The organism is Xylanibacter ruminicola Ga6B6 (assembly GCF_000687715.1).
GTDB lineage: Bacteria > Bacteroidota > Bacteroidia > Bacteroidales > Bacteroidaceae > Prevotella > Prevotella ruminicola_B.
Genome location: NZ_JHXD01000005.1, coordinates 51,019 through 75,691 on the forward strand (window position 1 = coordinate 51,019; position 24,673 = coordinate 75,691).

A 24,673-nucleotide genomic window follows, 5' to 3' on the forward strand; every position below is an offset into this window, starting at 1 on the left:
TATGGAGAATAAAAGACATATTGATGTATTGATAATCGGAGCCGGTCCTGCCGGCTCCGTTTGTGGTAGTCTGTTAAAGCAGGCCGGTGTTGAATGTTTGATAGTTGATCAGGCCACGTTCCCCCGTGATAAAGTTTGCGGTGGTGGACTTACGGTTAAGGCTTGGCGACTGTTGGATATGCTGCTGCCTGGCATACAGTATAACTATCGCCCCATCACCCGCATGCGTTGTCAGTTCGAGAACGATGCCGTTTGCGAGTTTCAGGCCGAATATCCCATCCGCATGACCAGGCGTAAGGATTTCGATTATTCATTGTTGCAGTATTACCTCAACCATGGTGGCGAGCTGATGAAGGGTTCGTTTGCCCGCTTTGATCAGCAGGCCGACGGACAGGTGCTTGTTACCCTTAAGTCGGGCGAGCAGATTTCGTGTCGTTATCTGGTGGCAGCCGATGGTTCAAACAGTCAGATTCGTCAGCAGATTCATGGCGATTCCAAGCTGCGTGCCATGTTCCTTGAGCAGTTCGATGAGGGTAAGGAGAGCGACGATGTGTTTGTACACTTTTCGGCCAATTATCGTCCAGGCGTGTTCTATAAGTTCTCGAGTGTAGGGCGCGACATGTATGGCTATGCCTCGGTTGAGACCAACGACGACATGCCCAGTCACAAGGCAGGTTTCAAACAGGCGCTTACCAAGTTTGGTGTGCCCGTAGGTCGTATCTGTGGTGCCTATATCCAGCTTGATACCGTGCCCCATACAGCCGATAATGTGATATTGATTGGCGATGCCGGCGGATTTGCCAATAAGCTTACGGGCGAGGGACTTTACGATGCCTTTAAAACTGCGGCAAATGCCAAGCGTGCTATTGTTGAGGGCCGCTCGTTTAGCGAAACCAATAAGGAGGAGTTCCGCAAGATGGAGCATCAGAAAAAGGTGTACGAGTTCTTTTTCAGTCCTATCGGGTGGCGGCTGCTTCGCTGGGCTTTACGTTATCCCAGAATTATCAAATGGCTTTTCGATGCTAAGATGAAACGTGAGACGTTTCGGGCATAAAACAATAAAATCCCAGTAGTGCTTACTGGGATTTTAACTTTTCGCATCTCTATCATAAATCAGCCGCGCTCGTCAATTCTGTACGCTCTGTTGTTATTCTTTATGTAGATCTGCAGGTCGCTGAAGTAACCTGATTTTTGGATTTCGGCGAGGTTCATTTGGGCGTCCTCTTCCAATTGATACTCTTGGGCTTTAACCAGATTGCTGGTAAATTCCAGTATCTTCTTGTCTGTATCCAGAACCGCTATCCATTCTTCCTTCAGTCGGTTTCCGATAACAAATTTTTCACCCATAATTTTTAACTATTATATATTCGATCTGTAGTTTGTCGTATAGCTTTTTCAGCCTCTGCTTTTTGTAAGCTTGTGCAAAGATACACACTTTCTGCCAACATTGTATCACCACACCCCCAAAAATCGTATGTAAACGTTTGAGTAAAACTGTTTCGTGCGCCGTATTTCTATCCTCTTTTGCTTGAATTTGCAAATTTATTTTTGTCAATTGACCTACATATCTACATAAAATCGCTTAAACCCCGCATACACAAAGGGATTTTTGTACTTTTCGACCTACATAAAAACTACATTCTAACTACATAAAACTACATAAAATCTACATGATTCCTGCGAAAAGTAGCTTTTCGTTGCCCTAAAAGTAGCTTTTCGTTGCTCAAAAAGTAGCTTTTCGTTGCTCAAAAAGTAGCTTTTCGAGATGCAAAAAGTAACTTTTCGATGCACAAAAAGAAATGCCCTGCCTTACTAAAACAAACTCTTTAACTTATTCGCTATCTTTTTCCTTATTGGTCGATTAGAAATTCTCTAGAGAATTTTCGGCTTAGTGCCGTACTAACTATTTTTCTCTGCCTAAGTAGCGCAAAAATTCTCTAGAGAATTTTTACGCTACTATTCATGCTATGTAGTTTTATGTAGTTAGAATGTAGTTTTTATGTAGTTAGTAAAGCTCATGTAATGCCTATATATACAGGTGTTTTGAACGATTTTATGTAGTTATGTAGTTAACTTCCTACCTTCCAGTTATTCTATCGAGCCGCACCAGCCACCGTTGCGAACTAAGTGGAGCTTGAGTTGGGTGGATGGGGTTACTTGCTGCACCTGTTTTTTGTAATCTACGGCAATACGATGGGCATTGCGGCCGTCGCTGAAACTGGTGCGTGTCAAGGTCATCCAGAAGATAGGCGGCAAGAGTAAGATCGTGTTCCGTCCGCTGCCAAGCGACGATCCTAAGATGCGCCGTCCCGACATCACACTTGCCAAGCGTGAATTAGGATGGGAGCCCAAGGTGTCGCTCGACGAGGGACTGGATCATATCATTGCGTATTTCCGCCAAAAAGTGCTTATTTGATGGTGATGCGGAGGGTGTTGCCATCTACATGGATGTTGCGGCTGAAGTTGCGCAGGATGGTCACAGCTATGTCATCACTTTCTTGGCTGAATACGCTGCTATCGACGGCATGAGGACTATTGACGATGAACTGTAACGTGTCTTCCTGTTCAGAATAAGCCAGCGTCAGGCGTGTATTGGGGTGAGTGCCGAGGATGGTCAGTGTCTCGTCGATGACGTGTAGCACCGCAAAGATTTGCTGGCGCTGCAGATTATAATGCAGGCAGAACTGCTCCATCTGGGCCGTCATAGCATACCAGTCGAATTGCTTGGTCTCGATGAGGAAGTGCATTTCGTGTATCTGCTGGATGAACTGTCGGGTGCGTTCGCGCTGCGGATGGTCGAAGAGTTGGTCGGGGGTGCCATCCTCATAGATGACGCCATCGGCAAAGAATAGTACACGGCTACTCACCTGCCGGGCAAATCGCATCTCGTGTGTCACCACAATCATCGTCATCCCCTCACGTGCCAGTTTGGTCATTACGCCCAGCACCTCGCTCACCATGGTGGGGTCGAGGGCTGAGGTTGGCTCATCAAAGAGCAATATCTCCGGCTCCATGGCCAGTGCGCGGGCTATGGCCACACGCTGTTTCTGTCCGCCGGAAAGTTGCTCGGGCATGGCTGTGGCACGCTCGGCCAGTCCTACCATCTCAAGCAGTTGCTGAGCGCGTTTCTCGGCTTCCTCCCGTGTTTTTCCTAACAGTTGCATGGGCGCCAGACAGATATTGTCGAGCACCGACATGCCATTGAACAAGTTGAACGACTGGAACACCATACCCATGCGTCGCCGTAATAGCGGCACGTCGGCATTGCGTTCCAGTATGTCTTTTCCACCTATGAGAATGCTCCCGCCAGTAGGCTGCTCAAGGAGGTTAAGGCAGCGCAGGAAGGTGCTCTTACCTGTGCCGGAGGGCCCTATGACAGAGATCACTTCGCCCCGATGCACATCAAGGTTGATGTCGCGCAGCACATCAAACGTGCCATAGCTCTTCTTCATGTGGGCGATGCTGATGACGGCCTCCTTCTCATCCTTCGGCTGCTCCAGTGCGTTGGTAGTAGGCTGCCGCTGGCTGTAGCGCTTGCGGCGAACGATGAACCAACCCCCGCTACCGGCAATGACAAGTATTGCTACCATCCACGGCCAGGGGCTCGTGGGGTGCTTTGTGCTGGAAGAGTATGACGGATTCGTGATAATTGATGCTTCATTTTTGCGTGTGATCAGCACGATGTGCGACTCGATGTAGCCATTGGAGAAGAGTACCTGTTTTTGTCGCTCTTCGGTGATGCTGATGGCACCCATGGCCATGTCGGCCTTGCCTGTCTGTACAGCGGGTATCTGAGCGGCAAAGTCCATTACCAGGAATTCCAGTTGCCAGTTGCGGCGGTTGGCCCACTCTGTCAGCAGGTCGATTTCCAGGCCCGATGGTTTGCCGGAGTTGATAAAGTTGAAGGGAGGCATGGCAGGATAGGTGGCTATGCGCACGGTGCGCCCAGTGCCGCGCTGCTGTGGAATGTCCATAGCCGACGGATTGTCGGATTTCTGCCAGCGGTCGAATATTTTCTGATAGGTGCCGTCGCGTCGGATTTCTGCCAGGAAACTGTTGAAGTCTTGCTGCAGCTCAGTATTTTTCTGGTTGAAACATGCGCCAATAGGAATCGGTGTAAGTCCGGCTCCTACGGAGTCAACCTTGTCAGCCAGTTCCTTGTTGAATATCAGTGTGAGGCTCTCGCTGCCTGCCACATCCACCTTGCCGTTCTCCAGGGCAGCCATCATGTCGGTGGTGGTGGTCATGCGCAGTATGTCGGCATCGGGCGCCATCGTGCTTACTGCAATATCTTGGATACTGCCGATGATGACACCTACGCGCTTGCCAGATAGTGCCTTGATGGCTGGTGGTGCGTCGGTTGTGTCTGCTGTCGTTGCCTGCGCATCTGTTAGTATCGAAGGCACGTAGGCCACAAGCCCCGACAGGGTCAGCATGACGGCTGCAGCTGTGGCTTTGGCCCGCTGTCGTTGCAGCAGCGCAGTGAGCAGTTGGCCGATGAACCAGGCTATCAGGAAGTAGATGATGGCTGTGACGATGAGCGGGAAGAAGGCGTCGAAGGTGCGTGAGCGTATCAGGTCGGATGCTCGTGTCATATCGTTCACAGCGATGTAGCCCACGATGCTTGTGCCTTTCAGCAGACTTATTACCTCGCCCTGATAGACGGGCATGACAGTCTTGACTACCTGTGGCAGTATGATTCTGATGAATGTTTGTCGTTGTGTGTAGCCCAATGCCAGTCCAGCCTCCGTCTGTCCTCGGTCAATGCCTTGGATGGAGGTGCGCAGCATCTCGCTGATGTAGGCTGCGGTGTTCAGGGCAAAGGTCACGATGGCTACCACGATGCCAGTGGCATCTATTGGCGCCATTAGTACATAGTACATCAGCATGAGCAGCACCAGTACGGGGGTGCCTCGCATCAGGTCGATATACGCGCTGGCTATGTGTCGCAGCCATTTGTGGCGGTTCATGCGCATCCAACACACCAGTCCGCCTAATAGTGTGCCGAGAATCGTGGCGCAAAGGGTGATGATGAGTGTTACCTGCAGGCCATCCAGAATCATCTGATAGCGGTTTTCTGCAATCAGGTTGTTATTAAAACTCTCTGCCACATTGTTTGTTATGTCGGCACAGCCTGTCAGCAATAGGCTACCGGCTATTAGGATATTCTTTTTCATAGGATTAATATTAGATTGTTTTTTTCTTGGGCACAAAGTTAAAAAGAATATCCGAAAAAAACAAATTTGGCGGAGATAATTTTAGATATGTAATCTTAAAACTGTTAGTTAGTGCTATTCTATCGAGCCGCACCAGCCGCCGTTGCGTGCCAGATGGAGGGTGAGCGTGGTGGCAGGATTCACCTCCTGAGTCTCCTTTTTGTAATCTACGGCAATGCGATGGGCATTGCGTCCGTCGCGGAAGGAGGTGAGCATGGCAGGACGATTCAGAAAGTCGAGACTGATGGTGATATCCTGCGGCTTGCTGCCTGTGATGGCACCTATAAACCATTTTGCACCTTTGCGCTTGGCTACTACGTAGTAATCGCCTGCTTTGGCTGCCAATATGCGGGTTTCGTCCCATGTGGTGGGTACCGAGGTTATGAAACGGGTACACGCCTCTTCGCGCAGATAGCGGGTAGGACTGTCGGCCAGCATCTGCAAACCGCTCTCAAAGCACACGTAAAGGGCCATCTGATAGGCACGTGTTCCTCCTCCCATCGGTAACGAGCCTGTGCCGTGATTATCCTCGGGCTGAGCGTTCTGCATCGAACCTGGCGTGAAGTCCATCGCACCAACGGCATTACGCATAAACGGCAGCCAGATGCTGTTCTCAGGTCGGCAACCTCCGCCTTGTTCCAAGCCGCGCACACCTTCGTACGAGATAAGGTTTGGCAGGCGCTGCTCTAAACCTGCAGGCTTGAACGAACCATGAAAATCAACCAGCAGCTTATGCTTGGCACACTCGCGGGCTGTTCGCTCGTAGAAGTTCACCATCCACTGGTCGCTGTGGTCCATAAAGTCGATCTTCAGTCCCTTCACGCCCATATCGGCGTAATGCTTAATAAGGTCGGGATGCTGCTCAACGGTGAGCCACGTCAGCCATAGGATGATACCTACATGTTTCTGGGCAGCATACTCTACCAGCTCCTTCACATCAATATGGTCGCTGTAGGTAAAGGGATCTTCCACCCGTTTGTTCCAGCCTTCGTCGAGCAATATATACTCTACACCAAACTTCGAGGCTGTATCGATGATGTACTTGTAGGTATCGTTATTGATGCCTGTCTCGAAATCCACATCCCAGATGGTCCAGTGGTTCCACCAGTCCCAGTTAACCTGTCCGGGTTTGATCCACGACACATCCTGCAGTTCGCACTTGCCGCCAAGCACCAGTTCCATCTGGTTGGCAGCTATCGTGGCATCGCTGCCGATAACGGCAAAACGCCAGGGTAGGGTGCGCTGTCCGTTCGTGCGGGCAATGCAGTTGCGCTCTTTGGTGATGGTCCAACCTCGGTCGCCACGTGGCTCCCACGTTTCGGGCGATTTGGGATGAATGGCTGTAAAACCATTGGCGCCTGTGCTTTTAAGGAAGGTGTGGGGATAGTCGCGCACATCGCTCTCGGAGATAAGAACCTTGGTGCCTTTGGGACTCTCGAGCAGTACTGGCAGATAGGTTATCTCGTCGTCGGCCTTATACTGAGCTGTGCTGATGTGCGTGTAAGGCTGTTCGTACGAGGTGTTGAAGTTGCGAGTCTTCGAGATGTGAGCCTCGAAGGCTGTGGGCAGATGGTAGTTGATACCTTCGCTCACGATATCTACTATACCTTTCTTATTTATAATAAAGCGATAGGCCACACCGTTGTCGTAGGCTCGGAACTCTACGCTGTAGCCCTTGAAGTTGAGTGTCAAGGCATTGGCCTTGTTGGGCACTACGGCCTGTTTTAATGGTACTACAGGACGTATCTGCTCATCAATCTTAGTTCGTTTTGTGTTGCTTAACTTTGGGTTTACACCCAATAATTCTTGGCCAACTTGCAAGCTAAGTGGGCAATCTTTCAGAATCTGTTCGCCGTTGAACGAGGCGCTGTAAGTTAACTCTTTGCCGATATTGATATTGGCTACGATTTTGCCGTTAGGCGATGCAAGTTTCTCTTGTTTGTCGGCCCAGGTGGTGTTGGTCAGCCCAGCCGCAAGGATAGTAATAATTAGAAATCTTTTATTCATTGTCTTTTTAGTTTGATAGTTTTGCCAGTGATGATGCCATACCAGGTCATCTCTGTGTTGGTAATCTTCTTGACCATTGCCGACCAAGGAATGTTAAAAGCATAATGGCCGCCTGCTGTGAAGCAGAACGGCCATTGATTGTATTTAAAAATCGGAATGTATCTGATTTTTACTCACCCTTGATAGCAGCTACGCCAGGGAGAACCTTACCCTCGATGGCCTCGAGCAGAGCACCACCACCAGTAGAGATGTAAGATACCTGGTCAGCAAGACCGAACTTGTTTACACAAGCTACAGAGTCACCACCACCGATCAGTGAGAATGCACCGTTCTTGGTAGCCTCAGCGATAGCGTCGCCGATGGCACGAGAACCAGCGGTGAAGGCGTCGCACTCGAATACACCAGCAGGACCGTTCCACAGGATGGTCTTAGCACCCTTGATTGCCTCGGCAAATGCCTTCTGGCTCTCAGGACCAGCGTCAACACCCTCGAAACCAGCAGGAACCTGGTTAGCTGGGCAAGTGATGATCTGAGCACCCTCCTTAACACTCATAGTGCCGAAGTCGAGACCGTTAGTAGCGGTGCAGTCAGAACCCAGAACGAGCTCTACACCATTCTTCTTAGCCAGCTCCTCAACACCCAGAGCTACGTCCAGCTTGTCGAGCTCAACGATTGAATCACCAATCTCACCGTTGTGAGCCTTAGCGAATGTGTATGTCATACCACCGCAGAGGATGAGCTTATCAACCTTACCGAGCAGGTTCTCGATGATACCGATCTTAGAAGATACCTTAGAACCACCCATGATGGCAACGAAAGGACGCTTGATGTTAGAGAGAACGGCGTCAACAGCCTGAACCTCCTTCTCCATCAGCAGACCCAGCATCTTGTTGTCAGCGTCGAAGTAATCAGCGATAACAGCAGTAGAAGCGTGCTTGCGGTGAGCTGTACCGAAGGCATCCATTACGTAGCAGTCAGCGTAGCTAGCGAGAGTCTTAGCAAACTCCTTCTGGCTGGCCTTCATTGCCTTCTTAGCCTCGTCGTATGCAGGATCAGCCTTGTCGATACCTACTGGCTTACCCTCTTCCTCAGGATAGAAACGAAGGTTCTCAAGCAGCAGAGCCTCACCCATCTTCAGAGCCTTAGCAGCATCAGCAGCCTTAGCGCAGTCGGGAGCGAAAGCAACGGGAACACCCAGAGCCTTCTCAACAGCCTCGCGGATCTGACCGAGTGACTTCTTAGCATCTACCTTACCTTTGGGCTTACCCATGTGGCTCATAATGATAGTAGCACCACCATCAGCCAGAATCTTCTTCAGGGTAGGCAGGGCACCACGGATACGGGTGTCGTCTGTGATCTTACCATTCTCATCGAGGGGTACGTTGAAGTCTACACGTACGATTGCCTTCTTACCGGCAAAGTTGAATTCGTTGATAGTCATAATTTAAATATTTAATAATGTGAAAAACTTCATTTTAAAATGCGACTGCAAAGATACAATTTTTAATTGATAATTGCCAATTGATAATTGAGAATTTATACTTTTTTTGCGTATAATTATTGATAATGTAAGGCTGAGTTTGCAAATATCAGCCAAACAATGCACGCAGCGCTTCTTCTACCTTTCTTACAGGGTGCAAACGGATTGAATATTTATTCTTATCGAAGCCCTGAAGGTTGTATTTTGGGATAATCATATCGGTAAATCCGAGCTTCTCGGCCTCGGCTATTCGCTGCTCAATACGGTTGATGGGGCGTACCTCGCCACTCAGTCCAACCTCGCCTGCCATACACCAACCTGACTCGATAGGTGTGTCGACATTGGATGAGAGCACAGCTGCAATTACACTCAGGTCCATCGCCAAGTCGGTAACACGCAGTCCGCCAGCAATGTTCACAAACACATCCTTCTGTGCCAGCTTAAAGCCCACGCGTTTTTCGAGCACTGCCAGAAGCATGTTCAGTCGGCGCTGATCAAAGCCTGTAGCCGAACGCTGAGGGGTACCGTAGGCGGCTGTTGAAACAAGGGCCTGCGTCTCGACCAAGAACGGACGAATGCCCTCGATGGCCGATGTGATGGCGATGCCCGAAAGACCGTCGCGATCCTGTGTAAGCAGCAACTCCGATGGGTTCGATACCTGTCGCAAACCGTTCTGCAACATCTCGTAGATGCCCAGCTCGGCTGTAGAACCAAAGCGGTTCTTGATGCTACGCAGAATGCGGTACATATAGTGCTGGTCGCCCTCGAACTGGATAACTGTATCTACAATGTGCTCCAGAATTTTAGGACCGGCCAAGGTGCCCTCTTTGGTGATATGACCAATCAGGATTACAGGTACACCGCTGGTTTTGGCAAAACGGAGTAGGGCTGAGGCACACTCACGCACCTGTGCGATAGAGCCTGCACTCGACTCAACATCCTCGGTAGAGATGGTTTGTATCGAGTCGATGACAATCAGTTCGGGCTGCACCTCTTTAATATGGTCGAAGATAGTTTCGAGCGAGTTCTCAGTAAGAAGCAGGAAATTATCATTGCTGCCCCCCAGTCGCTCTGCACGCATCTTTAGCTGATGGGCGCTTTCCTCACCGCTCACGTATAGAATCTTCTTCTCGGGCATGTTCAGCATTGTTTGCAGTGATAGGGTAGATTTACCGATACCAGGCTCGCCACCCAGCAGCACGATACTGCCAGGCACCAATCCGCCACCAAGCACACGGTTCAGTTCGGCATCATGCATGTCGATACGTGGGTCGTCCTTCGAGCTGATGTCGCGCAATCGGAGTACCTTACCTGCATGCAATGCCGACGACTGGGCTGATGCGCCCGCGCTTAGACCACCCCTTGCAGCAGCCGTTTTAGGGGTAGAACTTGGAGCTACTTTAATTTCCTTAAACGTGTTCCATTGTCCGCAGGCAGGGCACTTGCCAATCCACTTTGGCGATTCCTGTCCGCAGTTGGAACAAACGTATGCTATCTTATCTTTTGCCATAATGTGTGCAAAGGTAATAAAAAAAGCAAAAAAAAGAAGCTTTTTTTCAAAAAATCAGTACCTTTGCACTCGATTATGAAGAAATTAGTTTTAGCATTCATAGCTCTCGTTATGCTCGCAGCTTGCGGGCAGTCGTACGAAGAAACCAAACGCCTCTCGCGTGAGCAGCGTTTGAAGTTGTGGCGTGAGGATTCGGCTGCACTTAAGATAGCCGTCATGCCCACATTGGATTGTCTGCCTGTGTTCGTGGCCAAAGAGCGCCAGATGTTTGATACAGCCGTTGACATCCGACTGAAACGATATACCGCCCAGATGGACATTGATACAGCCCTGATTCGTGGTCGTGCCGAAGGTGCGATTACCGACTTGGTACGTGCCGAGAAGATGATAAAGGAGGGCACACCCCTGCGATATGCTGCTGCTACCAATGCCTATTGGCTGATGCTGAGTCAGCGCCAGTTGCGTATCACCAACTTTAAGCATCTCGACGATAAGATGCTGGCCATGACCCGCTATTCGGTTACCGACCTGTTGGGCGATTTGGCTGTGGATAGTGCCAAGTTGGCCCCAGAGCGTGTGTTCCGCATACAGATTAACGATGTGAACGTCCGCTTAAAAATGCTTGAGAACAATGAGATGGATGCCATGTTGCTTACTGAGCCACAGGCCAGTCAGGCCTTGCTGAAGAAGCACCACGTGCTGCTCGATACCCGTAAGGAGGATATACAGATGGGCACCCTTGTGTTCCGCACCAAGAATATGGACGATAAGACCCGCCAGCATCAGATGGAGGTGTTTATGAAGGGTTACAAGCAGGCTTGCGACTCGATTAACCACTTTGGTGTAACACACTACAAGGAGATTCTGAAGAAGTACTACGGCTTAACACCTCAGGCCATCAATGCCTTGCCTGATTCGCTGAAGTTTACCTATCAGGCACCACGACAAAAAGACATCGACCGCGCTAAGAACTGGCTTGAAAAAAAGAAGAAGTAACACATGTTTAGAGACGATACTTTAAATAACGTATTGGGTGCACTCGAGGGAAAGGACCTGATGTGCGCTATCAAGGATATGGAGAATTATCTGGCTGCCCATCCGCACCAGATAAATTCCGACCGATTGTTTGCCATCAAAACCGATTATCAGATGATGATCGACTATTGGCGCAAAGGATACAAAGACCCAGAGCTGCCACAGCTTTACCATAAGCTGTTGCACCGTATGTATGTGCTTTATGCCAACGTGATGACCAATGCCCGCGTGCTTCAATCGCCCCTGATGGCATCGCTCTTTATGAAAGCGCATCTGAGTCCGCGCGACTGGTCGGTACAGGTGGTTCGCGAGCAGTTGGAGCAGTTCGTGTCGGATGTAGCCCTACTGGAACTGGAGCCTCCTCACACCGTAAAGGAACGCCGCAAAACGCTGTATCAGCAGCACACCCAGCTGATGACCGAACTTTTTGCCCACATACTGACTGCCGACTTATGGACCGACGGACAGGGTGAGGCCATCGAGCAGCTGTTGTTGTCGCCCACCGTTGATTCTGCCGACCAGCAGCTCATTGTAAGTGCCATCACGTTAGCCTCGATGAACTGCTACGATATGGTTAAGTTCCGTACGCTCATCCATGTATACCAGCAGTCGGCCGATGAGTATGTGCGCCAGCGAGCCCTGTTTGGTTGGGTGTTCTCGCTCGATAACGAGTTAGAGGAATTCCTCTTCCCTGAGATGCGAACGCTGGTAGAGCAAACCGTACAGAACCCTGACTGCATGAAGGAACTGATTGAACTGCAGGAGCAATTCTTCTATTGCCTGAGTGCCGATGAGGACCGTAATACCATCGAGAAGGAGATTATGCCTGAACTGCTCAAAAATCAGCAGAAGATGCAGCACAGAGAAGAACAGGAACAGGACGAAGATAGTATCCTGAATGATATTCTGCACCCTGATGCCGAAGAGCAGGAGTTTGAAAAGCTTGAGAACACCTTCCACCGTATGATCGACATGCAGAAGCAGGGTAGTGATGTGTACTTTGGTGGTTTCTCGCAGATGAAGCGATATCCGTTCTTCAACGAGATATCTAACTGGTTTACACCATTCTTTACCGATCATCCAGGCGTAGCACAGACTTGGGATAAGTATGGCAACGTTAAGTTCCTGTCGGGCATTCTTGAGTTTGGTCCGTTCTGCAATAGCGATAAGTACTCGTTCTTGCTGGCCTTCGAGACTGTGTTGAATGGTATTCCCGAAAATGTACGTCAGATGCTGGATCGTGGCGAGGCCGTGATGTATCAGAAGTTAGGAAGCGAAGAGATGAGCACACCTGCCTATATACGTCGTATCTATCTGCAAGACATGTTCCGTTTCTTCCGCCTTAATCCGCTTCGTAACGAGTTTAAGAACGTGTTTGAGAAGGATTCGTTCCAGAGCATGTTTATTACCCGAACAGCATTCGATAATACCGATATACAGGCTTATTTTAAGGAGGTTGTTGCTTTCCTGATTAAACGTAACCATAAGTATTATGCCAAAGGATTGATGGATAATTGGTTTGAGGAGAAGTATCATGACTACGATTACTATATGCTGAAGGGCTATCTGGGTGATAAAGCCGAGGATAGCTATCGCAAGGCCCTTGAGCTGAATCCTCAGAGCGAACGTGCCTTATTAGGCTTGGCCCGAATCTGGTTTAAACGTATGGATTACGAGAAAGCACTTGATGCCTATTACCAGTTGCTGGAGATAAATGCCGATAAGAAATCATATCAGCTTAACAAAGCCATCTGTCTTACCAACCTGTATCGTTTTGATGAGGCCGAACAGATTCTGTTCCGTTTGAACTACGAGGATGCCGATAATCTGGATGTAGTACGTGTGTTGGCTTGGGCACTTACTGGCAACGGCAAGTACGAACAGGCAGAGCGCCTGTACGATCAGCTGAATAAACAGGAAGAACCTAATGATATCGATACCATCAACTATGGGTTCTATTTGTGGTTTACAGGTAATATCGACGATGCCGCCGCCTGTTTCCGTCATGTCGCTACAGTTTCCAAACCCAAGGAGGATCGTTGGAGTGCTGTTTGCGATATGATTTACAAAGAGCACGAACTACTCATGCAAAAAGGTATTACTGAGCGTGAGATGAGGATGATGGTAGATCTGGTTGACGTTTACAACGCTTAGTCTGCCACTTTTCAGATAGCCATGTGCCCAGTAATGGTAAGCCTACACCAGCAATGGTGTAGAGCACCCAGAATGCATCATGTTGCGAGTTGTGGTGTATCACCATGTGGCAACCTATCTGACGTATATCCAAGCTGTAGTACCATATCTTTATCAAGCTAACCACCTTGTAGGCTACAATGTGGAAGATGAAGATATTCAGCGTGTGGTCGCCTGTATATACCAGAAATCGTTTCAGCCAGTTTTCTTTCTTGTCCAGCAGCATACTGATGTTGTACATCATCAGGAATCCCAGAATGGCTGGTACAGGCAGCGACAAGAACTGGGTGTAGGTAGAGCGCCAGTTCATGTTGGCTGTAAGGTAGTATGAGAACAGATACACAACGATGCCAAACACAATAGTGGTCCAGAAGATGGCATAGTAGCGCTTGATAGCTGCCTGATAACTCTCGGCATATTGTCGGAAAATAAATCCACATCCAAAGAAGAAACAACCCATCATATCGCGATAACCGCCCTGTATCAGCGTCAGCACCCTCAGTCCCTCATAGGTTTTCCAGCCGCATAGCAACAGCATGATGGCGCAGATGAGGTAGGGGATGGCCTTTTTGTAACGTACTGATGATATCGTGCTGTCGAGCACCTTATATATAATAAGGTATAAGATACTGGCTACAAACAACCCACGGAAGAACCAGAATGCACCACATAGGAATGCATCGTATCCTGCCATCGAGGTAAAGATAGTCCATAGGTTCTGCTGCATCTGGTGCCAGCTGTAAGGGTGGGTAACACCGCCCATCTCATTGCCATACATCTCGTTCAGGATACCAATCTTGAACATCAGATTATGGATAAGCAGGAAGAATACGCTCCACTTAACAAACGGGATATAAAGACCCTTTACGCGCTTTTTTACAAACGTGGCTTCATCGTTCAGGTACTTCAACGAGAAGAAGTAGCCTGCGGTGATAAAGAACAGCGGCATGTGAAACTCGAAGATGAATCGGCACAGCCAGCCTGGAGCCTCGGCATGAGCTATCACCATCAGGATGATGGCTAAACCTTTTGCAATAGATATGACGGTGTTTCTGTTCATGAGTGCTTACATAAATGGGGTAAATAATTGGGCAAACCAGCCACGGAACTTCTGCCAGCCTGTACGGAACTTGTTCCACTCGTCGGGCGTTAACAGCACGCTTTTCTTGGTGTCGCGTATAAACATATCCTGCAATTCCTTGGTTACCTGCTTGTTAATAATCAGCGCATTCACCTCGTAGTCGTATCGCAAACTGCGTGCATCCAGATTGGTACTGCCCACGGTGCAGAACCGACCATCCACCATCATAATCTTAGAGTGGTGGAATCCGGGCTGATACAGCCAGATGTTGGCCCCCTTCTTCATCAGCTTGTGTACGTTGTAAAATACGGCATCGGGCGTTAAGGGAATATCGCTCTTGGCCGATACAAGGATATCAACCTTAACACCACGCTTGATGGCACGGTGAATAGCCTTTTTCACAGATGGTGTGAGTGTAAAGTAGGGGTTGATAATCTGGATGGAATCCTGTGCGTCGTCCAGCGCCGAGATGTAGAACTGGCGCATGATCTTATTGGTTTTGTTTGGCTCGCGATTAGCGATACCAACCATCTTGTCGCCTTTGTCCTTACCTTGATAGTATTTTGAATCGTTCAGCTGCTCCTTGGTAACCTTCTGCCAGATACGGGCAAAGATGTCCTGCAGTTCGTTAACTACAGGTCCCTCAATGCGGCAATGCATATCGCGCCATTCGCCAACCTGCTTGGTGCCCACAATGTAATAATCGGCCACGTTCATACCCCCCGTATAGGCGATACGTCCGTCGATCACTACTATCTTTCGGTGATCACGAGGCCAGATGTGGTTTACCCAGGGAAAACGTACAGGGTCGTACTCGTGGATGTCGATGCTGTCGGCACGCAGACTCTTGATGTGGTGCTTCTTCAGTGGCTGGTTGTTCGAGTCGTTACCAAACCCGTCGAACAGCGCACGTACCTCAACACCCTGTTTGCGCTTCTCGCGCAGTATGTCGAACAGCAGCGAGGCTATCGAGTCGTTGCGAAAATTAAAATACTCAAGGTGTACACAGCTCTTGGCCTGTCGGATATCCTCGAACAAAAGGTCGAACTTATCCTTACCCGACATAATCAGTTGTACCTCGTTATGTGGGTAGAAGTTAATACCAACAGTTTTCATTTGGCTCACTATCAGCGAGTCGCTTGTCTGAGCTTTTCCAATCAGAGAAATCAGCAGGAATAGCATGATGGCTATTCCTGTCTGATGATGTTTACTTAATATCATTTACGATGTTTCAATCTGTATTCGAGTGGCGTCATGCCGAACTTTTCCTTGAAGATATTGATGAAGTTCTCGGCAGTCATAAATCCAATGTTCGACGCCAACTCACTCATGTTAATATTTGTGCGCTTCAGCAGAATGCAGGCGTGTTTCAGTCGCATGTCTCTGACGAGCTCTGCTGGTGTTTTGCTTGTAAGGCTGCGTACACGGTGGAAGAAAGGTACACGTCCCATTCCCATGGCATTGGCCATCTCTTCCAGACTAATCTGTCCGCGGCTCATATTCTGTAATACGTATTGCTCAATGTTCTTCAGCAGCTGACGGTCCATGGCATCCATCATCGAGAAGTCGTTACCGCCACCTTCCTCTTCGTCGTCGATGCCCTTGATACCCTCAGGCAGGTTGTTGGTTGCCACCTGACTGCGTGGGTTCTTAACCACTGCAGTATCAACCTTGTTCATGGGGTCGTCGGCGCTGACCTCAGCCAGTGCGGTGGCGCTTATCTCGCCAGCATCCATTGTCTCGGTAGCGGTTGTCATACTGCTGCTTTGTCCTTCCAGACGTCGGGTCTCTGCACCCTCAATCAGGTTGCTGTCCATCTGTACGGCACCCAATCCCAGTACCTTGTTGAATCGCATCGTGGCCTCCTGCATGTTGAATGGCTTGGCCAGATAGTCATCGGCACTCAGGGTGATATTCTTCGAACGCATATCCTGAGGTGTCAGTACGCTGTCGGTCATCAGGATAAACTTCATGTTCTGAGTAGCGTAGTTGGTCTTCAACTGGTTACAGAGGTCGCTACCAGTCATACCAAACATATCCTGCTTACAAACTACCAGGTCGCACTTAATCTGCTCCAGATCCTCGGCAGCTTTCTCAATGTCGTTATAAACGTGGAAGTTATAAACAAATCTCAGTCGTGCACCAGCAAACTCCAGGAACTCCTCGTTGTCATCAATCATGATAACCGTGAACTTCGAGGTAGGCGAGTCGATAGTAGCACGTGAGAGAGTTGATTCTGATGTCAGAACGTCGCTGGCAATCTCTGGCAACTCAATCTCACCCTTGCTGTTGATGGTCAGACGGTCCTGAACCATATTCTTAGCGCGTTCCTCTGGGTGCTCCAGGTTCATCTGCATATCAGCCACTCGGGTGATAATCTGCAGCATCTGTGAGTGCAAGGCATTCAGCTGCTCCTTCTCCTCAAGCGTCTTCTCTTTCTCCGACAGGTTACCGATGATAGATGTCATACGGGCCATAGGCTGTCGCAAGTCGTCGCTCGCAGCCTTAATCTCCTCGCGCTGCAGTTGCAGTTCCTTAATCACAGCCTCCTTACGGTGCTTGATGGCTTTAAGCTGATTGAAACCTATGCGCCAGAAATAGATGATTACTGCCAGCACAATCAGATAGGCTGTTATCATCCACCACGACAGCAGGAAGTGGCGCTCTACATTGATTTCAAGCACTCGTTCCTGGTTACTTACTGCGCCCTCGGCGTTGATAGCTTTTACGTGCAGATAGTATTTGCCAGCCGACAGGTTGTTGAAATTTACACCATGCGACAGAGCATCACCATGGTGCCAGTCCTCGTCGCGACCTTCCATCCAGTACATAAACTGAAGACGCTCGCTCTGGTTGTAGTTACCAGCAGCAAACTTGATAGTGAAGGTGTTCTGGTTGTGAGCCAGATCGATACGGCTGGTTTCGTTCAGGGCCTGAGTAAGTATTACCTTGCCATGATACTCATGACCGGTGATAATCTCTTCTTCGCCAATAAACAGCTGGGTGAGCATCACACGTGGCAGGTCCTCCTTCTCGGCACCATCTCTGTGCAGTACCCAGTTCACACCATACAGTCCGCCCAGCAATACATCGCCATCCTGTTTGGTAAGGATAGCACCGGTATTAAACTCGTTGCTCTGCAAACCATCGGCTGTGCTGTAGTTGTACAAACCGTAGTTGTTCACACCATCCTCGTGGTTACGCTGTATTACAATGCGGCTCACACCACGACTTGTGGTTACCCAGATGCAGTGGTTCTTGTCCTCGGCAATACCGCAGATGTTATTATTGCATAAGCCCTGCTTCTCGGTCAGATAGTCGAGCTCATCCGTTTCTAAGTTCAGTATGTTCAGACCCTCGCGAGTACCAACCCAGATCAGTCCACGCGAATCCTGGAATATCTGTGTAATGTAGTTGTTGGTAAAGCTCTTCAGGTTGGTGCTGTTACCTGTCAGAACCTTCTTTTCGGTTGTCGAGAGGTTCAGGATAATCAGTCCCTCGCTAGTACCCACTAACAGGTTGTTGGCATTGGCATCCTGCTTGTAGAACAAGCTGGTAATGCTGTTGGTGCTCAACTTACCGTTCTCGCGTGTGTAACTTGAGAACGAGTTCATACGTGGGTTATACACCTGCAGACCACCATTAGTGGCTATCCACAGGTTACCAATCTTATCGCATGTCAGGGCATTGATATGGTCGTCGATAATGGTACGAACACTGTCCTTCGATACCGAATAGATGGTTGATACGCCATCCTTGATACGTGTGAGTCCGTTACGCTTCGAACCAATCCATATACTTCCATCGGGTGTGTTGCTCATGCACGACACCTTCAGACTGGCCAACTTGCCATCGAAACCAATCACACCTCGGTCGCTAGTTCCGTACCAGATGGTGCCATTGGGATGTTGTGCCATAGCAGTTACATCGCCCATCAGGTCAGAGCCAAAGCGGTAGATATACTTACCGGTATAGGCCACACCCGATTTCTCGGTTCCTACCCACAGCAAACCAGTATCGTCCATATACAGACTCTGAATACTGGTATGGTCTTTTACCCATTGCTGCTCGTTAATGTTCTTAGGCTGAACCTCCTGATACTCGAAAGTCTTGGGATCAAAGCGAATCAGTCCTAACTGGTCGCTACCAACCCATATGCTACCGGCACTACTTGCCATGCCGTTGATGTTACGATCCACCCCCAGACCTGTTACACCCAGCTTCTCGCCCATGGTGTAGTCCCAAGAGTCTTTCTGCTTGTCGTACATCACCAGAGTACCCTGTCCGTACAACCAGATGTTATCATTCACATCAGCGTAGGCACGCAGCGATTTTGTTCGATGATCCCTCAGTGCAGGGATTCCCTCTTTTACCCAAAGAGTGCTCTGCTGGTGCATCACATCACAGCAGGCTATCTTACCATCGTCGTAAACAATCAGGGCGCCCTCCTTACATTCGCTGATTGAGCAAACTACGCCTTGTGGCACACCTTTCGCATCGTCGGTATAACCAAACTCGTGCAGTGTTTGCTGCTGCTGGTTATAACATACCACACCCTTGTTAGGAATGGCTCCCCAAAGATTCTTGTGCTTATCTACATATACTACCGATGGGATGGTCTCGATACCCATACGTGCAAAGGCTTGCTTCATATCGCGCTCAAAGCTCTCTGTCTGTGGGTGGTAGATACAGTAGCCTGAGGCTGTTTCGATGAGCAGGTTGCCATCGAGTGTTTCCTGGATAGAGTTGATATAGCTATCGCTCAGCGAGCTACCGTTCTGTGAGTCGCTCTGGAAGTTGCGGAAGGTATATCCGTCGAAGCGGTACAAGCCTGCTGGGGTACCAAACCACATGTAACCTCGAGAGTCCTTTAATATGCAGTTTACCTGACTGGATGTCAGTCCATCGCGGGCTTCCAGTGTCTTAAACAGATAGGCAGCCACCACTCCAAGCGGAATGATGAGCATTAAGGCGATTAGTATTTTCTTTATAGTCTTCATATCGTTCACTGTTCACTCTTCACTAAATCATGCACGAGTAATGGTCAACCACTCCTAACAGGTGGTTCTCGCCATCGGTAACAAGTACTGAGTGTACCTTGTATTGGTTCATGATTCGTTGAATCTCTGTTATCTTTGTCTCAGGTTTTACCATCTTTGGGGTACGTGTCATAATGTCGCTTACGGTACGGTCGAAGAACTGGGCCTGCCATTTCTCCATAGCACGACGAATGTCGCCATCGGTAATCAGACCAACAATCTCGTTGTTTACCATCGCGATGCCCAGACCTAACTTGGCCTTGCTCACTAAGATGATGGCCTCGCCCAGATGCATCTCTGGTGGCAATACAGGCATATCCTCTGTACGCATCACATCCTGTGCTGTTGTCAGCAGACGCTTACCAAGCTCGCCACCAGGGTGGAACTGAGCAAAGTCGCGTGGCTGGAAGTTACGCTTCTCCATCAAGGCTATGGCCAGCGCATCGCCCATTGTTAACTGGGCTGTAGTACTGCTGGTAGGAGCCAGATTCAACGGACAAGCCTCTTTCTCTACCTGCACGTTCAGGTGATAGGTAGAGTATTTGGCCAACAACGATTTGGGGTTGCCACTCATGCCGATGATAGGTATCTGCATGTGCAGCACCATGGGGATGAAACGTAACAGTTCATCCGTCTGGCCTGAGTTTGATATAGCCAGAACCACGTCGTCCTGGGTCATCACACCTAAGTCGCCGTGGAATACGTCCAAAGGGTTAGTAAAGAACGATGGAGTGCCTGTGCTCGATAGGGTGGCAGCGATCTTGGCACCGATATGGCCGCTCTTGCCCACGCCTGTTACAATCACCTTGCCTTTGCAGTTCAGAATCAGCTCTACAGCCTTATCGAAGTTCTCGTCAAGCTGTGGAATCAGACTCAGCACTGCCTCCGCCTCGTCCTTAATACATTGTATTGCGATATCTCTTGTAGTCTTCATTTTAATCCTTTAATCTTCAATCAGCTTCTTTACCAGGGGCTCGAAGTTGGCGAGCTCTAACATGTTGGCGGCATCGCTGAGGCCTTGATCGGGAGTAGGGTGTACCTCGAAGAAGTAACCTGTAGCACCAAAAGCCTTTGCGGCCAATGCCATCTGTGGTACAAAACGACGGTCGCCACCTGTCTTGCCATCGCTGCCACCAGGGCGCTGAACACTATGTGTACAGTCCATGATAACCGTTGGCACAATCTCCAGCATGTCGGGGATGTTACGGAAGTCAACCACCAGGTTGTTATAGCCCATCATGTTGCCACGCTCAGTAAGCCATACCTCCTTGGCACCAGCATCCTTGGCCTTGCCTACAGGGTAAACCATGTCCTTACCCGAAAGGAACTGGGCTTTCTTGATGTTTACTACAGCACCAGTCTTGGCTGCAGCAACAATCAAATCGGTCTGTCGACACAGAAATGCCGGTATCTGAATCACGTCGCAAACTTCGCCAACGGGCTTAGCCTGCCAGCTCTCGTGTATATCTGTCAGAATGCGCAATCCGTACTTCGACTTGATATCTGCCAGCATCTGCAGTCCACGGTCGATACCTGGGCCACGGAATGAGGTAATCGATGTACGGTTAGCCTTGTCGAACGAGGCTTTGAAGATGATGTCGGTACCATGTGTTTTATTGATACTCACCAATTCCTGCGCTACCGTGTCGAGCAGTTCAGCCGACTCGATAACGCAAGGTCCTGCTATGATAGTTGTCATTTTGCTCATAATTTATGCTGCAAAAATACGCATTTTCTCTAAATCCGCCAAATTATTTATTAATAATTTTAGTTTTGCCAGCGGATTATGCGGAAATTACAACTTTTTACCCGTTGATTAAGTGTACATCGTGCTGTGGGAATGGAATCGAGATATGATGCTCGTTCAGCGTGTCGTAAACGCACTTCAGCACCTCGCTGATCACGTAGGTACGCTTAGGAGCCTCGGCCCAGATAGCCAGCTTGAAGTTCACGCTCGAGTCGGCCATTTCGGTAGCCACACATTTAGCTTGTTTCTCAGGGTCGATATACTGGTTGTGCATGGCGTTTACAGCCGCTTCAACCAAGTTGGTCACCTCTTTCAGATTCGAGCCGTAGGCCACACCGAATGGGATGGTAGTGAGCACATAACCATGATTACGCGTCAGGTTCTTGTAGTTCTTTGTGAACAGCTGAGCGTTCTGGAAGGTAATCACCTCGCCCTGGATTGATTCTATCACTGTAGATGTGTAGCTGATTGATACTACTTTACCCATGGTACCATCTACATCAATCCAGTCGCCCACTTTTATGCGTCCTGCCATCAGCGAGGCGCCATAGTAGATATTCTCGATGATATCTTTCGAGGCGAAACCGATACCTGTTGATAAGCCGCCTCCCAAAGCAAGCATCCAGTAGATACTGATATTAAGCAGCGATAGCGAGAACATCAGCCAGGCGCCCCATACCAGCACCTGTATCACGTTGCGTCCCATCACCTCCTTGCTGGCGGCTGTCGAAGGATCGCTTATCTGGTAGTGCATCTTCAGGAATGCCAAAATTGTCTTGGATACGTAACGGAACAGGAACCACGAGTTAATCACCATAATCAGTTTTACTAGCGATATCTGCAGGTTAGGCGTGTCGATAACAGGATACATGAATATTCTCACACACATATCCGTGAGGTTGAACACCTTGGCAGCCCAGTAGATACTCAGCAGGATGGAGTGTACACCTAGCACGGGCATAGCAACTTTCTCAACCAGATAGTACCACCATGTCTGCGTTATGGGCTTGTCGGTCAGACGTTTACGCTTAGCGTATATCTCCAGGTAACGACTGATACAGGTGATGGTAAGGATACATGTGAGCTGCATGATCCACCAGATGATAAGCTGTACGGCAAACAGTGTGTAACCTATCATCGAGCATACTACCGAAGCCACGAACACGATGAGCGATACGTAGGTGTAGAAGATGTCGCTACGTGGAATATTCTGATTGTGGCGACGTATTACCAACCATTGCCACATGGCACACAGTAGCAGGATGGGAGGTAGTACCAGGTTTACCAGCTCGTTAGGAATCAGGATGATGCGACATCCGATAACCACGAATCCAACGGCAATCAATGGTGCGTAGATACGGAAGGCGCTTTTTATCTGGTCGCCTTTCACACGCAGCAACAGCGAGAACAATACAACGCCCAGCAGCCACGAGTATTCTACCAACAGGCCAGAGGCCATAATCAGGAAGTTCTGGTTAGAGTTGTTAATCACCAGTCCTTGTATGATGGCAAAGGTTACCGTAGTGGTAGCCATGATAATGCATGCGCGTTTTTTCTTGAACTCCTCGGTCTTTACCTTGTTGGGGAGTATGAACTTGAAGAACAGTAGGTTGAGTATGATAGATACGATGACGTAGAACACGATACCAAGGAACATACCGAATATCCACTGCGGACTCCATTGCGAGTTGGCATTGGCATTAAAGCTGTACTTTTTCTGTATGTTGTCGGTCATCTGTTGCCAACGGCGACCTAAGTTCTGTAGCAGGGTGGGGTAGCTGTCGCCTCCATTTATGAAAATGCTTTGCTGAATGTCTGAATAGCGTTTCTGAGCGTACTCGTTCAGTTCGCTCAAACGGTTTTCGGCTTTTGTGTACAGATAGATGTTTCGACGTAGTATATTGGCATTCACCTCCAGTTTCTCGCGGATGCTCAGGGCCAGCACCAGACAAGAGTCGCGATTGCTAGTACCATATTTGGTCATAATGCGTGTAGGGATACCTTGCAGATGGTTTATCAGACTGTCGTATCTGACAATCTCACCCTCGGTTTTCTCCAGGAAACTGGTAAAAGGCAGTTGCTGTCTATGAAAGTCGCGATACTGCTGTGTGGCCTCATGACAGGCATAAGTCAGGTCGAACACATTATCCTGCTGCTGCGAGTACAGCATCAGCGCGTTCTGGTCGGCTCGCTTCATGGTGCCCATCAGCTGCTGTATCAGTCGTTTGGCGCGATCCCTGCGTGCTGTCGAACGTCGGTCCAGTTCGTTGTTGTATTGCTTTAGTTCTGTACGAAGAATACCCAACGTCTGTTCCAGATCCTTCTCCTTCAGTACTGCGCCAGCCTCTGAAACGATGGCTAATGCGAATATACAAAATACCAATAATCTTTTCATAATCAGCTAAAGTTCTTTTTATTCTGCTTGCAAAATTACTCTTTTTTTCTTTATTTTCTGCATGTTCTCCAAATTTTTTGTTACTTTTGCACCAAAATGAATGCTTTAACATTACTTAGTTATGAAACTGATAGCCGATAGTGGCAGTACAAAGACCGATTGGGTTTGTATTAATGCCGATAACTCTATTCAACCTGTTGAGGCCCATACCGTGGGTCTGAATCCATTCCATATGTCAGACGACGAGTTCCGTCAGGTGCTTGTGCGTGACTTGCTTCCACAGTTGGGTGGTGTAGAGATTACTGATGTATATTTTTATGGTAGTGGTGTGCGTCCTGAGGTTGAGGAACGTGTAACAGGTTTGTTGCGTGAGGCATTTCCTGCGGCTCAAACCATCGAGGCTCATAGCGATATGTTAGGCGCAGCCCGTGCTTTGTGCGGTCGTACTTCAGGTGTTGCATGTATTCTTGGAACAGGTGCTAACTCGTGTGTTTACGATGGTCGTAAGATTGTTCATAATACCCCCGCTCTGGGTTATATTATTGGCGATGAGGGTAGTGGAGCTGTGTTAGGTAAACATTTGATTCACGATATCTATACAGGTGTTCTGTCGCAACGTATGCGTATGATTTTTGAACAGGAAACAAAACTCAAATTGTCGGATATTATTGATAAGGTTTACCGTCAGCCACAGCCTAATCGTTTTCTGGCTTCGTTCTCTGAGTTTATCCATCGTCATCTTGACGATGACGGTATCCGTGAGATGGTTTACAGCGCCTTCAGCGATTTTGTAAACCTGCATCTGTCGCGTTACGGCCGTCCTGAACTGCCTGTATCGTTTGTAGGCAGTATTGCTTGGTACTATCAGACACAATTAAGCCTAGTGCTGCAAACACTAGGCTATCATGTGGGTACTATATTAAAGAGTCCCTTAGAAGGTTTGATAACCTATCATCAGGACTCTTAATCA

Annotated in this window: 15 protein-coding genes and 3 pseudogenes; 5 read left to right on the forward strand and 13 right to left on the reverse strand. The window is 48.8% G+C overall.

Annotation, left to right across the window (positions count from 1 at the left end; all coding sequences use genetic code 11):
* Position 1 precedes the first annotated feature (1 nt).
* Positions 2–1,054 carry an NAD(P)/FAD-dependent oxidoreductase gene (locus tag T500_RS0104950; RefSeq protein WP_028907191.1) on the forward strand — a complete coding sequence of 351 codons (1,053 nt, stop codon included), beginning with the start codon at positions 2–4 and terminating at the stop codon, positions 1,052–1,054.
* Between the two features lie 59 nt (positions 1,055–1,113).
* On the opposite strand, the gene T500_RS0104955 is transcribed toward T500_RS0104950, so the two are convergent.
* Together T500_RS0104955 and T500_RS16855 are read right to left on the reverse strand one after the other, a co-directional pair.
* Positions 1,114–1,347 (reverse strand): hypothetical protein, encoded by a 234-nt coding sequence (locus tag T500_RS0104955; RefSeq protein WP_028907192.1) that lies wholly within the window; start codon positions 1,345–1,347, stop codon positions 1,114–1,116.
* A gap of 741 nt (positions 1,348–2,088) precedes the next feature.
* On the reverse strand, positions 2,089–2,316 hold the full coding sequence (locus T500_RS16855) for a glycoside hydrolase family 97 C-terminal domain-containing protein (protein ID WP_155267446.1): 228 nt from the start codon (positions 2,314–2,316) through the stop codon (positions 2,089–2,091).
* Between T500_RS16855 and T500_RS17135 the strand changes: the two are divergent.
* Positions 2,231–2,416, forward strand: a pseudogene (locus tag T500_RS17135) (SDR family NAD-dependent epimerase/dehydratase); the annotation flags it as partial. The gene T500_RS16855 and the pseudogene T500_RS17135 sit on opposite strands and share 86 nt — an antisense overlap.
* Before the next feature lie 337 nt (positions 2,417–2,753).
* Here T500_RS17135 and T500_RS17475 read toward each other — a convergent pair.
* The 5 genes and pseudogenes from T500_RS17475 to radA all read right to left on the reverse strand — a co-directional run.
* A pseudogene (locus tag T500_RS17475) lies at positions 2,754–3,452 on the reverse strand (amino acid ABC transporter ATP-binding protein); the annotation flags it as partial.
* Positions 3,453–3,497: 45 nt separating this feature from the next.
* A pseudogene (locus T500_RS17480) lies at positions 3,498–5,177 on the reverse strand (ABC transporter permease subunit); the annotation flags it as partial.
* A 114-nt stretch (positions 5,178–5,291) separates the two neighbouring features.
* Entirely contained in the window at positions 5,292–7,223 is a 1,932-nt protein-coding gene (locus T500_RS0104975) for a glycoside hydrolase family 97 protein (RefSeq protein ID WP_028907196.1), read from the reverse strand.
* Positions 7,224–7,392: 169 nt separating this feature from the next.
* A complete protein-coding gene (locus T500_RS0104985; RefSeq protein ID WP_028907197.1) occupies positions 7,393–8,664 on the reverse strand; it encodes a phosphoglycerate kinase in 1,272 nt (423 codons plus the stop codon).
* Positions 8,665–8,812: 148 nt separating this feature from the next.
* Positions 8,813–10,213, reverse strand: coding sequence for a DNA repair protein RadA (gene radA, locus T500_RS0104990; protein WP_028907198.1), 1,401 nt, complete (start codon positions 10,211–10,213; stop codon positions 8,813–8,815).
* Positions 10,214–10,288: 75 nt separating this feature from the next.
* Between radA and T500_RS0104995 the strand changes: the two genes are divergently transcribed.
* Complete coding sequence (locus T500_RS0104995; protein WP_028907199.1) at positions 10,289–11,209, forward strand: ABC transporter substrate-binding protein; 921 nt, start codon at positions 10,289–10,291, stop codon at positions 11,207–11,209.
* Between the two features lie 3 nt (positions 11,210–11,212).
* Positions 11,213–13,402 (forward strand): tetratricopeptide repeat protein, encoded by a 2,190-nt coding sequence (locus T500_RS0105000; protein ID WP_155267438.1) that lies wholly within the window; start codon positions 11,213–11,215, stop codon positions 13,400–13,402.
* On the opposite strand, the gene T500_RS16310 is transcribed toward T500_RS0105000, so the two are convergent.
* From T500_RS16310 to T500_RS0105030, 6 genes are all read right to left on the reverse strand, one after another.
* A complete protein-coding gene (locus tag T500_RS16310; protein ID WP_051611881.1) occupies positions 13,347–14,501 on the reverse strand; it encodes an acyltransferase family protein in 1,155 nt (384 codons plus the stop codon). The two genes, T500_RS0105000 and T500_RS16310, sit on opposite strands and share 56 nt — an antisense overlap.
* A 6-nt stretch (positions 14,502–14,507) precedes the next feature.
* Positions 14,508–15,743, reverse strand: coding sequence for a phospholipase D-like domain-containing protein (locus T500_RS0105010; RefSeq protein ID WP_028907201.1), 1,236 nt, complete (start codon positions 15,741–15,743; stop codon positions 14,508–14,510).
* Positions 15,740–19,522, reverse strand: a complete 3,783-nt coding sequence (locus T500_RS0105015; RefSeq protein WP_080694800.1) for an AraC family transcriptional regulator — start codon at positions 19,520–19,522, stop codon at positions 15,740–15,742. The genes T500_RS0105010 and T500_RS0105015 overlap by 4 nt, the downstream gene beginning before the upstream one ends.
* Before the next feature lie 22 nt (positions 19,523–19,544).
* The gene (locus tag T500_RS16860) at positions 19,545–20,495 is read right to left on the reverse strand and encodes an SIS domain-containing protein (RefSeq protein ID WP_028907203.1); all 951 of its coding nucleotides are present in this window, start codon (positions 20,493–20,495) and stop codon (positions 19,545–19,547) included.
* Between the two features lie 9 nt (positions 20,496–20,504).
* The gene (gene kdsA / locus T500_RS16865) at positions 20,505–21,269 is read right to left on the reverse strand and encodes a 3-deoxy-8-phosphooctulonate synthase (RefSeq protein WP_028907204.1); all 765 of its coding nucleotides are present in this window, start codon (positions 21,267–21,269) and stop codon (positions 20,505–20,507) included.
* A gap of 97 nt (positions 21,270–21,366) precedes the next feature.
* Positions 21,367–23,703, reverse strand: coding sequence for a mechanosensitive ion channel domain-containing protein (locus tag T500_RS0105030; RefSeq protein WP_051611882.1), 2,337 nt, complete (start codon positions 23,701–23,703; stop codon positions 21,367–21,369).
* 121 nt (positions 23,704–23,824) lie between these two features.
* Here T500_RS0105030 and T500_RS0105035 point away from each other — a divergent pair, with 121 nt between their 5' ends.
* Complete coding sequence (locus T500_RS0105035; protein ID WP_028907206.1) at positions 23,825–24,670, forward strand: hypothetical protein; 846 nt, start codon at positions 23,825–23,827, stop codon at positions 24,668–24,670.
* The last annotated feature ends 3 nt before the right edge of the window (positions 24,671–24,673 follow it).

What these genes read in the sequence shown, in the direction of transcription:
- T500_RS0104950 (WP_028907191.1), top strand. Translation starts at nt 2, where the DNA reads ATGGAGAATAAAAGACATATTGATGTATTGATAATCGGAGCCGGTCCT.
- T500_RS16855 (WP_155267446.1), bottom strand. Translation starts at nt 2,316, where the DNA reads ATGTCGGGACGGCGCATCTTAGGATCGTCGCTTGGCAGCGGACGGAAC.
- T500_RS0104975 (WP_028907196.1), bottom strand. Translation starts at nt 7,223, where the DNA reads ATGAATAAAAGATTTCTAATTATTACTATCCTTGCGGCTGGGCTGACC.
- kdsA (WP_028907204.1), bottom strand. Translation starts at nt 21,269, where the DNA reads ATGAGCAAAATGACAACTATCATAGCAGGACCTTGCGTTATCGAGTCG.
- radA (WP_028907198.1), bottom strand. Translation starts at nt 10,213, where the DNA reads ATGGCAAAAGATAAGATAGCATACGTTTGTTCCAACTGCGGACAGGAA.
- T500_RS0105000 (WP_155267438.1), top strand. Translation starts at nt 11,213, where the DNA reads ATGTTTAGAGACGATACTTTAAATAACGTATTGGGTGCACTCGAGGGA.
- T500_RS16310 (WP_051611881.1), bottom strand. Translation starts at nt 14,501, where the DNA reads ATGAACAGAAACACCGTCATATCTATTGCAAAAGGTTTAGCCATCATC.
- T500_RS0105030 (WP_051611882.1), bottom strand. Translation starts at nt 23,703, where the DNA reads ATGAAAAGATTATTGGTATTTTGTATATTCGCATTAGCCATCGTTTCA.
- T500_RS16860 (WP_028907203.1), bottom strand. Translation starts at nt 20,495, where the DNA reads ATGAAGACTACAAGAGATATCGCAATACAATGTATTAAGGACGAGGCG.
- T500_RS0105015 (WP_080694800.1), bottom strand. Translation starts at nt 19,522, where the DNA reads ATGAAGACTATAAAGAAAATACTAATCGCCTTAATGCTCATCATTCCG.
- T500_RS0105010 (WP_028907201.1), bottom strand. Translation starts at nt 15,743, where the DNA reads ATGATATTAAGTAAACATCATCAGACAGGAATAGCCATCATGCTATTC.
- T500_RS0104985 (WP_028907197.1), bottom strand. Translation starts at nt 8,664, where the DNA reads ATGACTATCAACGAATTCAACTTTGCCGGTAAGAAGGCAATCGTACGT.
- T500_RS0104955 (WP_028907192.1), bottom strand. Translation starts at nt 1,347, where the DNA reads ATGGGTGAAAAATTTGTTATCGGAAACCGACTGAAGGAAGAATGGATA.
- T500_RS0105035 (WP_028907206.1), top strand. Translation starts at nt 23,825, where the DNA reads ATGAAACTGATAGCCGATAGTGGCAGTACAAAGACCGATTGGGTTTGT.
- T500_RS0104995 (WP_028907199.1), top strand. Translation starts at nt 10,289, where the DNA reads ATGAAGAAATTAGTTTTAGCATTCATAGCTCTCGTTATGCTCGCAGCT.